This is a genomic window from Caballeronia sp. LZ032, assembly GCF_031451315.1.
Lineage (GTDB): Bacteria > Pseudomonadota > Gammaproteobacteria > Burkholderiales > Burkholderiaceae > Caballeronia.
Genome location: NZ_JARUXP010000004.1, coordinates 996,874 through 1,010,543, shown reverse-complemented (window position 1 = coordinate 1,010,543; position 13,670 = coordinate 996,874). Strand labels below are relative to the sequence as shown.

Sequence of the window (13,670 nt, the reverse complement as noted above, 5' to 3'; positions counted from 1 at the left end):
CGCGTTCGTCGCAAGCCCATTCAACACCGCGCGTACTCTCGAAACCGTGGACATCCATATCACGCTGCACGGCCGTCGCGACCTCACCGGCCAGATCTATGCGCAACTGCGCGCGGGCATCGTCGAAGGGCGCCTCGCCGCGCATGCACGCCTGCCTTCCACGCGTAATCTCGCCGCCCAGCTCGGCGTGTCGCGCAAGACCACGCTCGACGTCTTCGAGCGCCTGATCGCCGAGGGCTTCCTGCGCACGCGCGCGGGCGACGGCACCTTCGTCGCCGATGGCCTCGCGCGTTTGCCCGGCGCGCGCGCCGAACCGCAGTCGGCCCGTGCGCGTGCCGCCGGCATCTGGCGCCAGCTGCCCGAGCGCATGACCATGCCGATGCCGCCCGCCGGCGAACCGCTCGATTGCGACTTCAAGGGCGGCGTGACCGACCGGACGCTGTTTCCGCACGACGCATGGCGCCGCTGCGTCAACCGCGCGCTGCGCACGCAGGCGCGCGCGGACGGCGGCGTGGCGGGCTATCGCGACCCGGGCGGCGAGCAGGAACTGCGGCTGGGCATCGCACGCTATCTCGCGTTCAGCCGCGCGGTGACCTGCAACTGGCAGGACGTGCTGGTCACGCAGGGCGCGCAACAGGCGCTCGATCTGCTGGCGCGCGTCGTGGTCCGTCCGGGCGATGTCGTCGCCGTCGAGGAGCCCGGTTATCCGCCGGCACGCGCCTTGTTTGCGTCGATGGGCGCGCGGCTCGCACACGTGCCGGTGGACGGCGAGGGCATCGTCGTGAGCATGCTGCCGCGCAACACGCGGCTTGTCTACGTGACGCCTTCGCACCAGTTCCCGCTCGGCATGCCGATGAGTCTCGAACGGCGCGTCGCGTTGCTCGAATGGGCGGCGCGGCGAGGAGCGGTGATCGTCGAGGACGACTACGACGGCGAATTCCGCTTCGAGGGACGGCCGATGGAGTCGCTGAAGAGTCTGGATCACGCGGGCCTCGTGGCGTATGTCGGGACGTTCTCGAAGACGCTGTTTCCCGATCTCAGGCTGGGCTATGTGGTGCCGCCGCCGAGCCTGTCCGTGCCGCTATGGCAGGCCCGGCAAATCTGCGACTGGCACGGCTGCATGCTCACGCAGACGGCGCTCGGCGCCTTCATGCTCGACGGCGAATTCGCGCGGCATCTGCGGCGCATGCACAAGGCCTATGCGGGGCGGCGCGCCCGGTTACTCGCGCATCTGAACGGCGCGCTTGCGCCATGGTTCGAGCCGCTGCCGGCGTCGGCGGGCATTCATCTGGCCGCGCGGCTCAAGGCGCCGGGGCGCGAGGACGAAATCGTCGCGGCGGCGCGGGGCGTGTCGGTCGGAATTGCCGGGATACGCAGGTTTTATGCAGGCCAGCCGACGCAGCAAGGCGTGCTGCTCGGTTATGGCGGAACGGCGGAAGCGGTCATCGAAGAAGGCATGACGCGGCTCGCGGCGTTGTTGAGCGCCGGAAGAGTCAATCGACGTTCGTGACCATGCCGGGGATTTCGAGCAATGGAAGGTCGCCCAGGTTTTCCTGCGCCAGCCGTATGGCTTCGGCGATGAGCGCCTCCTTGTTCGCATTCGGAAAAGCGGCCTTGCTCTCGCCCCGGGCCCGAAAGATCGCCGCGATTTCGACCGGCCCGGTCTTGATGAGCCTTTCGCCGTCGAAGGCGCCGCGCTGGATGAAGACATCGGGCCGCGTCATCACGATGACTTCGTTGTGTTCCTGATGGAGCCTTTTAGTGCTTGCGAGTACTTCCTCGGGCGAAATGATCGGATACCGGTCCGCCTGATCGAGAATGTGCCGCATCAGAAGACCGTTGCGCCCATGAGCGGGCATCGCCTGGATTCGGGCGGCCTGACTCGGGATCAGCCAGTTTTTCTGACGATCGAGATTGCCCTTGTTGCCATCGAAATCCATGTCCTTGAACGACGTCAGCAGAATGTTCTGCTTCGGAGCGCGCAACACGACGCCCACCGTCGCATAGGTGAAGCGGTTGTTTTCGTCGATGACGCTGGCGCTGATCGTGTCCCACTGATTCAGCGCCTTTGTACCCTCGCGGAACAGCTGCATGCCGTTCTCGCGTTCGAGTTCGCCGCAGTTGACGGTGTGCACGAGCAGGCGGAACGCAGCGTAATCGCTGTTTGCAAGGGTTGCGGGATCAGAAAATGCCGATTCGTCCCACGCGTCCACACTAGCCGATGAAACGCCGGGCAAAGGCTGGGTATGGGTGCGCTGGATTTGCGGCTCGAGCTGGCTTCTACGCGTGCGCTCTCCGGGCGCGGCAGCCTTCTTCTTGCGAAACGAGGCGCGGCACAGCGGCGCGCAATACTGGGATCTGGGCACGGTCACGGCTCCTTCGGGTCATCGCCGACCCGTAGGCAGGTTTTAACTCGAAACCGTGTCTCAAAAAACGCTTTTCTTGTCGATGCGGACGCACTACCGCGACTGTTTCCGTTACGCGGCATGCATCCGCGGATCATTCCACTCGCGCTGCCGGCCACGCGCGTCGATCACGGTGGCCGGTCCGGTTCGCGCAACAACGAATCACTGATCGCACAACAAGAGCAACTTCTCCTGCGCCGAACACGTCGCCTTCTTCACACGCTGCATCGCGCCATCCTGCTGACGGGCCGACACCTGCCGCGTCGGGTTCTGCGACTGCTCCGCCGCCGCCGTGCGTTGCGCAATGCAGGCGCGCAGGTGCTTTTCCATCGGCGGATAGTATTTCCAGCCGCGGGTGAGCGGCGGCAGTTCGAGATGCACCTGCTTCCACTTCGGATGCCCTTGCGCCTGCAGCGTGTCGAAGTTGGTGCACAGCGAATCCGCGAACTTCGACAGCGCGCCCACCGTGCCCTTCAGACCGTAGTCGTAGGTCACGAGGAAGGCCTTGACGGTGAGCGTCGGCGTGTCTTCCTGAATCCAGTTCGGATAACTGGACGTGCGGATCGTGGCCGGGAAGTAGGTCTGTTTCGCGCGGGCGGTTTCGGGTGCGCTGGCATCGAGGCGCAGCAGCTTGATCTGCTTCAGCAGTTCCGGATTCATGTCCTGGAACAGCTTGGCCGGCTGGCCCGCGACGATCACCGCCACATCGATCTTGCCGACGATCAGCTTCGCAAGCGAATCCTCGTTGTTGAGATGCTGCTCGTTGGCGTCGGCGATCGGTTCGCCGAACATCAGCCGGTACAGCGTTTCGGCCGACTGCGCCGTGCCGCTGCCGATCGGCCCGACGCTGATGTTCTTGCCCTTGATTTCCTGGATGTTCTTCATCGGCGAATCGGCGCGCGCGACGAAATAGATCTCCTCGTCGTAGAGCGGCATGATGAGCCGCAGCGGCTTGATGATCTTGCCGGCTTCCGCGTTGCCGGAGGTCGCCATGTCCATGTATGCCTGATACACGTCCGACTGCACCAGCGCGAACTTCACGCCCGGCTCATAACGCATGCGCTGGACGTTTTCGGCGGAGCCCTTCGACGGCAGCACGTCGAGCTCGATGCCCGCCGGTTCGGCCACAAATTTCGACAGATCCTGTCCGATCTGGATATAGGTGCCGCGCTCCTGACCTGTGGTGATCTTGTAGGGAATCGGATCGGCTGCGAAGCTGAGCGGTGCGCCGGCGAACCCGGTGATCCCCGTGACGGCGACGAGCGCAAGCAGGCCCCGTGCGGCATTGCTCATGCGTTGTTTGATGAACATGATTGTCCCTTGGTCGGAGTTGGACGTCTGCTCTGAAACTCGCGCGTTGCCGGTACAGGAGAAGGTGGCGTACGGTTGGCGCGCAATCCGGTCGTGCGTGGTCACTCACATGCGGCCCAAGGCGCGTTGCGCGAAAGGCGGTGTGTGCCATGCGTCGTCGTTGTCGGTGCTTTCGGTGCTGTCTCTGCTGTTTTTTTGCTGCTTTTTTGCTGCTGCCGCTGTCTCTGCTCGTTCTTGTTCTGCTTGTTTTGCGTGCTCTGCTTGTTTTCGTCGTGGCGCTCGTGATTCTTTTTCTTGTGCGCGGGTCAGGCTTGCTGCTTTTTGTCGTCCGTCGCTTGCTGATCGCTTATTGCGAAGGCTTCTGGCTTCGGCTCGAGTCGCCGTTGCTGCTCCAGCCATACTGCTTGATGGCGCGTTCGAGCTCCTCGGATTTGTCGGAGTCGAGATGCGCGCCCGCCGGCATCGGCGCAAATTGCGGCGATGCCGCGGTCGCAGCGGACTGCGCACTGCGCGTCGCGACAGCCGGCGTCGTCGCGGGGCTTACGGTCGCGGCCGCTGGCGTCCCCGTCGCCGCCGTTGCCGTTGCCGCGGCGGCCGCCGCGCGCGGCGCGACGACGTTCGGCATGGGCTGCGCGACCGCCGCCGGCGGCTTCGGCGCGGCGGCCGTGGTGGCCGCCGGTGTTGTCGCGGCTGTCGTGGGAACGGTGAGAGCGGATGGCTCGATCGAACTGCTCTGTCCCGTTGATTGCGGCGGCCGCGGCACCGCCGATCGCACGGCGGGCGCTGCCTGCTGCGGCGGGTCCTCGCCGAGGTAGTAGGGCGTGCGCGGATTCGCGGCGCGCGTGGCGGGCTGGGCGGACGGCGCGGAGGACTTCGGCTCTTCTTCGCCGAGATAATAAGGCGCGCGCGGCGCGGCAGCCTGTGCGGCTGGAGCCGGGGCTTTGACGGCCGGCTGTGCCTGCGTTGCTGACTGGGTTGGCGCGGGCGCCTGCGTCGCTGCCTGCGCGGCCGGAGCCGGCATGGTTCTGACAGCCGGCTGCGCGGGCGGTTGTGCAGCAGCCTGCGTTTGCGCGGGCGCCTGCACCTGTGCCGGAGGCGCCACAACCGCAGGAGCGGGCACCTTCGTGACAACCGAGGGCGACGGCGCGACCGTCGCCGCCGTGATCGCATTGGTCGCGACTTGGGCGCGGGCAATTTTCTCCGCACGCGAATCGTAAGCGGCGTCGGCGCGCGCCTCTTCCGCCGCCGCGCGCGCGGCCGCGCTGCGTTGCGCCGCGCGCTGCCGCTCGGCCGCTCTCTGCGCGGCGCTGTTCGGCTTCGCCGCAGGGGCCGCTGCTGCAACGTTTGCCTGCGCAGGAGCGCCGACAGCCGGCTTCGGCGTCGTGTTCGCGGCGTTCGCGGAGGGCGCGGGAGCGGTGGCGTCGGCCGTGGGACCCGACGGCGTCTTCTTCGCCAGCGCCGCCGATGCGCTCGGCGCCAGCCAGCCCGCATGCGAGATCACATGTTCCAGCATGGCCTGCGATTCGACGTTGCCGCCATCGAGCGCGAGGGCCTCACCCGCGTTCTGCTGCACGCACGCCCATGCGGACGTGCGTTCGCAGGCGCGCGCCAGTTGCAGCGCGGCGTCGCGCTGCAGTTCGCGCTTGACCAGTTCGTCCTTGAGCGTTTCATACTCCTCGCGCGCCTGCTGCTGCGCGGGAAGCGCCTTGAGACGCGCGCGGGCCGCGCCGAGATCGTGCTGGTCGAGGGCGGTGCGCACGCTGCTCAGCGGATCGCCGGAAGCCAGCGCGCGGGGCTCGGCCGGCGCGCGCCGGGCAGGCGTGATGGAATTGTTAGCCGGGTTGCCCGTGTCGATTGCGCCGCGCACCAGCGGACCGACCTTCGAATCGATGGCGCCGGAGACGCTGTGATCGGCGGAGGCGGCATTGTCGCCGTCGGAGTTGCCGGACTGTTGCAGATAGAACGCCGCGCCAGCCAGCAGCACGACGCCGCATGCCGCCGCGATGAATGTCTTGTTGCGGCTCCAGCGGTCGGAACCGGGCAGGGCGTCGGGGTCGTTGCTGGAGTCGGCGTAGGCGCTGCGGGCGTGCATTTCCGCGCGCCGCGCGCGGTATTCCGCCGCTTTCTGCGCGATGCGTTCGCTCGCGCGCTTGGCGTCCCAGGCCGGCCAGCCGGGCCGCAGCGAGGGTTCGGCACGGTCTCCACCGCCGAGGGACGCGCCCGCCGAAGCGGACGCCGCGGCAGAGGCCGAAGCCGTCTGCTCGAACATGCCGGTGTTGGCCGAAGCCGGGGCGGCGGCGCGCCTTGCGCCGAGCGCGGCGGTGCGGTCCGCGCCGCAATTGGGACAGCTGTCGGCGTTCTTGCGCATCGTGCTGCCGCACCGCTGGCAGACGACGGAGAACATCGATGCAGGAAACGTCAAACGCGTGGTCATGCTTGAAGCCCTCGAAGGACATGTGCGTGAGGTTGCCTGTTCGCGTGGCCGCCGGATGCGCGCTTGCGCGGCATCTGAACATCGGGACGAAGTCCCGCAGCAGCAATCCTTCGTACGGTTTCCTCGCGTGGCATACCGCGAGTGGAAACGTCAGCCCGAATATGGTTCAACCGCTTTCGGACGTCAATTGCCTTTCGCACCTATCTCGGGCCGCCGAAACCTGCATGACTCACGCGGCAGAACGGCCGGCTGGCCGTCTCGCCACCTCGTATCGTGCCCGGACACGTCACACGTGCCCGGCACATGGCCCGGATATGGATGTGAAAGCGTCGGATCGCTACGGATGGGCGGCGCCGGAGCAGGCATCGCGCGATACGTCTCGCTCTCTCGCTCACTATGTTTCTGACATTTTGGGATCGGCCCGGCGGTTTTGAGCCGCCATTCCTTAGCCGTTTGCCGACAAGGGGGCGTGACTGAAGGATAAACCACTGATGGCAAAGCAAATCGCGCATGTCATGGCTGGCGACATCTGAAACGTCTTGTTGCATCTCGCCGACGCATCGCTCAAGCCCCTTGAGATCCAGGCGAAAAACAGCTTTCTCAGGGTTCCGAAGCATCGTCCGGAAGGCGATCGTTATTGCTGTATCGCTCCCCAAAAGCAACACGGGCCGCAGCGCGCGTGACGCGCAGCGGCCCGTGCTGAAACCTTGAAAGCGCTTACTTCGCCAGTTGCAGCGTACCGTCGATACGGCGGTTCAGGCCGAGCGGGTTCTCCGTCTTGAGGGCGTCGGGCAGCAGCGCGTCAGGCAGGTCCTGGTAGCTGACCGGACGCAGGAAGCGGTTGATCGCAAGGCTGCCGACGGAGGTCGAGCGGCCGTCCGCCGTCGACGGATACGGGCCGCCGTGCACCATCGCGTGTCCGACTTCCACGCCCGTGCCGAAACCGTTCACCAGGATGCGGCCGGTGCGGCGTTCGAGCGCGGGCAGGAAGGTGCGGGCGTCGGCGTGATCGGCTTCATCGATATGCAGCGCCGCCGTCAGCTGGCCTTCCAGCGATTCGATCAGCTCGCGCATCGCGGCGAGGTCCGGGCAGCGCACCACCAGCGACGACGCTCCGAAAATCTCTTCCTGCAGTTCATGGCTCTTGCGGAAGGCATCGGCAGTGGTCACGAACAGCGCCGACTGGCCCTGGTTCTCGCCCTTCTGCTCGACGCCGCGCGCGGCGGTCGTCACGCCCGCGTGTTCGGCGGCGCGCGTCACGGCGCCTTGATAGGCCTTGCAGATGCCCGGCGTCAGCATGGTTTGCGCGGCCGTTTCCTTGAGCGCCGTAGCGGCGGCTTCGGTGAACGCGTCGAGTTCCGGACCGTCGATGGCGAGCACCAGACCCGGATTCGTGCAGAACTGGCCTGCGCCCATCACGAGCGAACCCACGAACGCCTTGGCGATGCCTTCTGCGCGGTTCTTCAGCGCGCTCGGGAACAGCAGGACCGGGTTGATGCTGCTCATTTCGGCGTAGACGGGAATCGGTTCGGCGCGGGCCGCGGCGAGCTTCATCAGCGCCGTGCCGCCGCCGCGCGAGCCCGTGAAGCCCGCCGCCTTGATGCGGTTGTCCTTGACGAGACCCTGGCCGATGTCGCGGCCGCTGTCGAACAGCAGCGAGAAGGTGCCTTCGGGCATACCGCAATCCTTCACGGCCTTTTGCAGCGCGCGGCCGACGAGCTCCGACGTGCCCGGATGCGCCGAGTGCGCCTTGACGATGACCGGGCAGCCGGCGGCCAGCGCCGATGCGGTGTCGCCGCCGGCGACCGAGAACGCGAGCGGGAAGTTGCTCGCGCCGAACACGGCGACCGGGCCCACGCCGATGTGACGCAGACGCAGGTCGACGCGCGGCAGCGGCTTGCGTTCCGGCTGGGCCGGGTCGATGCGCACGCCGAGGAAATCGCCGTTACGGACCACGCCCGCGAACATGCGCAGCTGGCCGACGGTACGGCCGCGCTCGCCTTCGATACGCGCGCGCGGCAGGCCGCTTTCCATCATGCAGCGCTCGATCAGGTCGTCGCCGATGTCGAGAATGTTCTGCGCGATGGTTTCGAGGAAAGTGGCGCGGGCTTCGGGCGAGGTTTCGCGATATTGATCGAACGCCGTCCACGCGAGCGCGCAGGCCCGTTCGAGGTCGTCGGCCGTGGCGCCGCCGAAAGCCGGTTCGATGGCCGCGCCGGTCGATGCATTGACGGCCTTGATGGAGCCGTTCGCGCCGAAGCGCGATTCCTGGCCGATGAGCAGGTTGCCTGTGAGTTGCATGATGTCTCGTCCTTGCTTGAATGGATTCATGGCGGCCCGTTGGTGCCTGTCGGTGCCAGTTGTACGATGACCGCTCCCTGCGCCGACTATACGGCCTCCGACGCCGGGCTGTATAGTGAAACCTTTCCATCGCATGATCGCTTTCAGGAATCACCCCGGGCGCGGCGGCCACGTCGCGCGGGGCGCCAGACCATGAAGAACACACTGGACGTGCTGATGTCGCGGCTGCGCATGAAGCAGCTGCAATTGCTGATCTCGCTGGACGACCACAAGTCGCTGCACAAGGCGTCGAGCGCGATGGCCATGACGCAGTCCGCCGCCAGCAAGGCGCTCGCCGAGCTCGAATCGATGCTGGAAGCGCCGCTGTTCGAGCGCGCCAAGACCGGGCTGATTCCGAATCCCTTTGGCCGCTGCGTGGTGCGCTATGCACGCGTGCTGGCCGCCGATCTGAACTCGCTCTGTCATGAATTCGCGCAGATCCGCGCAGGGACGGGCGGACGGCTGACGGTCGGAACCATCATGGGCGCGGTGCCGGGCGTGGTCGCGCCGATCGTCAACGAAATGCACGCGAAGCATCCGGATCTCGCCATCGAAGTGCTCGAGGACACGAGCGCGCGCATGCTGCCGATGCTCGACGACGGCCGCGTCGATCTCGTCATCGGCCGCTCCAGCGTGTCCGATCAGCCGTCGAAGTATCACTACCAGCCGCTGATGGACGAACCGTTGTGCATCGTCGTCGGGCAGGGGCACGAGCGCACCGGCGCGCGCGAAGTGGGCTTCGCCGATCTCGCGCACTACCGCTGGGTGACCTATCCCACCTACATGCCGATGAGCGCGCTGCTCGAACGCGAAATGGACCTTGCCGGCCTGCCGATGCCGGTCAATCCCATCTCCACGGCCTCGCCGCTGCTGACGGTGAGCCTGCTCAAGCAGAGCGCCGAGCTGGTGTCGATCCTGCCCGCGAGCGTGGCGCGCGAGTTCGAGCGCCACGGCATGCTGCGCATCCTGCCGGTGCGGATGAAGGTCAAGTCGCAAACGTTCGGCATCGTGACGCGCAAGGGCGGGGCGCTGTCGCCGGCGGCGCGGCAGTTCGCGCAGATGCTGCGGGAACAGAGCCGCGTGCAGTGACGTTCAGCGCGCTCAGCGCGTCGCGACGATGAACAGCCGCGGAAAGGGCAGCAGCACCGTGCCGTCGTGCTGCACCGTGTAGGCGGCGCGCAGGCCTTCGCGATAGCGGTCGAGGAAGGCCTCGCCTTCGTCCGCATCGAGCTTCGCGAGGAACGGCCGCAGCGCGCTGCCCTTGAACCATTCCACGATGCCTTCAATGCCGCCTTCGAGCGGATGGTGATACGTGGTGCGCCACACGTCGACCTGCGCGCAGTGCGGCTTGAGCCGCGTGTAGTACCACTCGGCGCCGTGCCGCGCCGTGCGCTCGACGCCTTTGAGCTTGCCGCGCCAGGGGCCGTCGGCGGCGGCTGCGCGCATCGCCTGGTGCGCGGGTTCGTCGAGATTGTCGGGCATCTGCACCGCGAGCCGCCCGCCCGGCGTCAGCCGGGCCGCGAGCGACGGAAACAGCGTCGCGTGATCGGGCAGCCATTGCAGCGAGGCGTTCGCGAGAATCAGGTCGTACAGGCTGTCGGTGCACCATGCGCCGATGTCGGCAAGCTCGAACGCAATCTGCGGCAGGCGCTTGCGCGCGGCGTCGAGCATGTCGGCGGAGTTGTCGATGGCGGTGATGTGCGCGTCGGGCGCGAAGTCGAGCAGCGTCTGCGTCGAATTGCCCGGGCCGCAGCCGAGGTCAACGGCCATGCGCGCCGTCGCGGCATGCGTGGCACTGAGCAGATCGCGCACGGGGCGCGTGCGCTGTTCCTCGAACACGGAGTATTGCGCGGCTTGCCAGTCCGACGAGGGCGTCGTCATGTGAGGCTCCATTCATGTGGGTCGAAAGATGGCTATATCCGAGAGGATACGTATCCGTACGCGTGATTTGGTTCCCTGCCAGCCGTCGCTCTTGAAGGACATGCTGACCTGGCGCACGTACAGCTTACCGATACGCCGATCGTAAAGCCCAAGTTAACGCTCGGAATTACCCCTTTGCGAACAGGCATCGTCCTATACTGGCGTGGCGTTCGCGGGCGCTGGCCGACCCCAGGCAAGCCGCCCCGGCGCAGTGCTTTCGACTGTGAATCAGGGTTCCTTGCGCGGCTTCATGCGGCGCCCTCAAACGGAAATCGGCAGATGAGCGACACGTCAGTCGGCAGCTCGAACGGCCTCGTGGCCGCGCTGCGCGCACAGCAGCAGACGCTTACCGAGCAATGGATGAAGCTCGTGTTCGGCGATCAGGAAGTCGAACACTCCGACCAGCTCACGTACCGGCAACTCGCGGATCATCTGCCGGACATCTTCAATGAAATCTGCATCGTGCTGGAATCGCGCAATATGCGCGACCAGGAAGGCGCCATCGAACGCAATGCGCGCCAGCATGGGCAATGGCGCTGGCAGCAGGGCTATCGTGTCGATGAACTGGTGCGCGAGCTCGATCTGTTCCGGCAAGTGCTGCTGCTCGCGATCGGCGAGTATGCGAGCACCCATGACGATTTCTCCCGCGCCGACGAAGAACATGCACGCCTGATGACCGACGAAGTGGTGAGCTTCGTCACGCTGGCGTCGATCCGCGAGGCGGTGGGCGAGCGCGATCGCAAGCTCGACGAATACACCGGCATGCTCGAGCGCGCCAACTACGAGCTGACGCTCAGACAGAAGCTCATCAGCGAACTGTACGAAACGCGCATGCAGGTGACGCGCCGCGTCGCCCACGACCTGCGCAATTTTCTCAACGTGTTCTCCACGGCGCTGCAACTGGCATCGCGTTCACCGGCGAAGCGCGACACGGCGCTCGGACTCGCGAACCGCCAAGTCGCCGACATGGCGACGCTCGTCGACGAAATGGTCGAATACTCGAAGGTTCTCGGCGACGATTCGCTGCTGACCGTGGAGTCGTTCGATCCCGTCGGCCTGTTCGACGAACTCATGCAATCCTGCCGCGTGTCCACCGAGGCCAAGGGGCTCAAGCTCATCGGCCAGCTCGACGCCGATCTCGGCGCGGTGACCTCCAACCGCCTGAAGGTGAAGCAGGTTGCGCTGAATCTGCTGTCGAACGCGATCAAATACACGTCGGCGGGAGAAATCGTGTTTTCCATGTCCGCCGTGCCCGGCGAGCGCTGGAAGCTGCTGGTCGCGGACACGGGCGTCGGCATTGGTCCGGACGATCAGGAGCGCGTGTTCGAGGAGTTCGAGCGCGCCGCCGATGACGATATCCCCGGCGCGGGACTCGGCCTGGCGATCGTCAAGGAACTGTCGCGGGCGCTCGACGGCGAGTTGCGTTTCGACTCGGCGAAGGGCCGCGGCAGCGTGTTCGAGGTGACGTTTCCGCTGGTGCTCGAACCGAAGCCTGCCAACGGCGCTGCCTCATGAAACAAAAAAAGCGAACGGGCTGCCCCGTTCGCTTCCGGTCCTCGTGACAACAGCCCGCATGCGAGGCATGCGGGCCGCGAGCATTACGCCGTCACGGCTTCTTCGACCACTGCTTCATCGTCCACCGACGAGCGGATCAGGTGATCGAACGCGGAGAGCGATGCCTTCGCCCCTTCGCCGACCGCGATCACGATCTGCTTGTACGGCACCGTGGTGACGTCGCCGGCGGCGAACACGCCCGGCAGCGAGGTGGCGCCCTTCGCATCGACGACGATCTCGCCGTGCTTCGACAGCTCCACCGTGCCCTTGAGCCACTCGGTGTTCGGCACCAGGCCGATCTGCACGAACACGCCTTCCAGTTCCACGCGATGGCTTTCGCCCGAGGCGCGGTCCGTATAAGCGAGCGCGTTGACCTTCTTGCCGTCGCCGAAAATTTCCGTGGTCTGCGCGTTCGTCACGATGGTCACGTTCGACAGGCTGCGCAGCTTCTTCTGCAACACGGCGTCGGCGCGCAGCTCGGTGCCGAACTCGATCAGCGTCACCGCCGCGACCAGACCCGCGAGGTCGATGGCCGCTTCCACGCCCGAGTTGCCGCCGCCGATCACCGCCACGCGCTTGCCCTTGAAGAGCGGGCCGTCGCAGTGCGGGCAATAGGCCACGCCGCGGCCGCGATACTCGCGCTCGCCCGGCACGTTGATTTCGCGCCAGCGCGCGCCGGTCGAGAGAATCACGGTCTTCGCCTTCAGCACCGCGCCGCTCGCGAGATGGATCTCGTTGATGCGGCCCGGCACGAGCTTGTCGGCGCGCTGCACGTCCATCACGTCGACTTCATGGTTCTTGACGTGCTGTTCGAGCGCCATCGCGAACTTCGGTCCTTCCGTTTCCTTCACCGAGACGAAGTTCTCGATGGCCATCGTGTCCAGCGTCTGACCGCCGAAGCGCTCCGCGACGACGCCCGTTGCAATGCCCTTGCGCGCCGCGTAGATCGCGGCCGCCGCGCCGGCAGGGCCACCGCCGACGATCAGCACGTCGAACACCGGCTTGTTTTCCATTTCCTTCGCGGCGCGGGCCGGCGCGTCCGTGTCGAGCTTCGCGAGGATTTCCTTCACGCCGCTGCGGCCCGAGCCGAAGCTTGTGCCGTTGAGGAACATCGTCGGCACGGCCATGACCTGGCGGTCTTCCACTTCCTTCTGGAACAGCGCGCCGTCGATGGCCACGTGCTTGATGCGCGGATTGATGAGCGCCATCATGTTCAGCGCCTGCACGACTTCCGGGCAGTTCTGGCACGTCAGCGAAAAATACGTTTCGAAGGCGAAATCACCGTCGAGATTGCGGATCTGTTCGACGGTCGAGTCGTCGAGCTTCATCGGATGGCCGCCGGTCTGCAGCAGCGCCAGCACGAGCGACGTGAATTCGTGGCCCATCGGGATGCCGGCGAACTGGATGCCCGCAGGTTTGCCCGGCTCGCCGATGGTGAACGACGGCCGGCGTGCGCCCGCATCATCTTTCTGGACGACGCTGATCCGCGAGGACAGCGAGGCGATGTCGTCGAGCAGGCCTTTCAGCTCGCGCGATTTGTCGCCGTCGTCGAGGAAGGCGACGAGTTCGATCGGCCGGGTGACCTTTTCCAGATAGGCTTTCAACTGATTCTTGAGATTGGCGTCGAGCATGGCGAGGTCCGTTCCGTGACTGGTACAGGCGTGCTTCGATACGGCACTGAAGTTTTCAGCGCCGCAGCGTAAGCG

At 66.1% G+C, this 13,670-nt stretch carries 9 protein-coding genes; 3 read left to right on the top strand and 6 right to left on the bottom strand.

All coding sequences use genetic code 11. The features are described 5' to 3' along the window. Positions 1–46 precede the first annotated feature (46 nt). Complete coding sequence (locus tag QCE69_RS32470) at positions 47–1,510, top strand: PLP-dependent aminotransferase family protein (protein ID WP_309935020.1); 1,464 nt, start codon at positions 47–49, stop codon at positions 1,508–1,510. Here QCE69_RS32470 and QCE69_RS32465 read toward each other — a convergent pair. The 4 genes from QCE69_RS32465 to QCE69_RS32450 all read right to left on the bottom strand — a co-directional run bounded on the left by QCE69_RS32465 (position 1,494) and on the right by QCE69_RS32450 (position 8,451). Beyond that, positions 1,494–2,366 (bottom strand): hypothetical protein, encoded by an 873-nt coding sequence (locus QCE69_RS32465; protein ID WP_309935019.1) that lies wholly within the window; start codon positions 2,364–2,366, stop codon positions 1,494–1,496. The two genes, QCE69_RS32470 and QCE69_RS32465, sit on opposite strands and share 17 nt — an antisense overlap. Positions 2,367–2,567: 201 nt before the next feature. Next, complete coding sequence (locus QCE69_RS32460; RefSeq protein WP_309820634.1) at positions 2,568–3,716, bottom strand: TAXI family TRAP transporter solute-binding subunit; 1,149 nt, start codon at positions 3,714–3,716, stop codon at positions 2,568–2,570. A gap of 346 nt (positions 3,717–4,062) precedes the next feature. Then, positions 4,063–6,150, bottom strand: coding sequence for a zinc ribbon domain-containing protein (locus QCE69_RS32455; protein WP_309935018.1), 2,088 nt, complete (start codon positions 6,148–6,150; stop codon positions 4,063–4,065). A 717-nt stretch (positions 6,151–6,867) separates the two neighbouring features. Next, complete coding sequence (locus QCE69_RS32450) at positions 6,868–8,451, bottom strand: aldehyde dehydrogenase (NADP(+)) (RefSeq protein ID WP_309935016.1); 1,584 nt, start codon at positions 8,449–8,451, stop codon at positions 6,868–6,870. A gap of 192 nt (positions 8,452–8,643) precedes the next feature. Between QCE69_RS32450 and QCE69_RS32445 the strand changes: the two genes are divergently transcribed. Then, positions 8,644–9,579 carry a LysR family transcriptional regulator gene (locus QCE69_RS32445; RefSeq protein ID WP_309935015.1) on the top strand — a complete coding sequence of 312 codons (936 nt, stop codon included), beginning with the start codon at positions 8,644–8,646 and terminating at the stop codon, positions 9,577–9,579. 12 nt (positions 9,580–9,591) lie between these two features. On the opposite strand, the gene tam is transcribed toward QCE69_RS32445, so the two are convergent. Further along, on the bottom strand, positions 9,592–10,371 hold the full coding sequence (tam, locus tag QCE69_RS32440; protein ID WP_309935013.1) for a trans-aconitate 2-methyltransferase: 780 nt from the start codon (positions 10,369–10,371) through the stop codon (positions 9,592–9,594). 318 nt (positions 10,372–10,689) lie between these two features. Here tam and QCE69_RS32435 point away from each other — a divergent pair, with 318 nt between their 5' ends. Next, on the top strand, positions 10,690–11,925 hold the full coding sequence (locus QCE69_RS32435; RefSeq protein WP_309926700.1) for a HAMP domain-containing sensor histidine kinase: 1,236 nt from the start codon (positions 10,690–10,692) through the stop codon (positions 11,923–11,925). An 83-nt stretch (positions 11,926–12,008) separates the two neighbouring features. On the opposite strand, the gene ahpF is transcribed toward QCE69_RS32435, so the two are convergent. Then, positions 12,009–13,595: an alkyl hydroperoxide reductase subunit F gene (gene ahpF / locus QCE69_RS32430; protein WP_309935011.1), complete on the bottom strand. Its 1,587-nt coding sequence runs from the start codon at positions 13,593–13,595 to the stop codon at positions 12,009–12,011. Positions 13,596–13,670 lie beyond the last annotated feature (75 nt).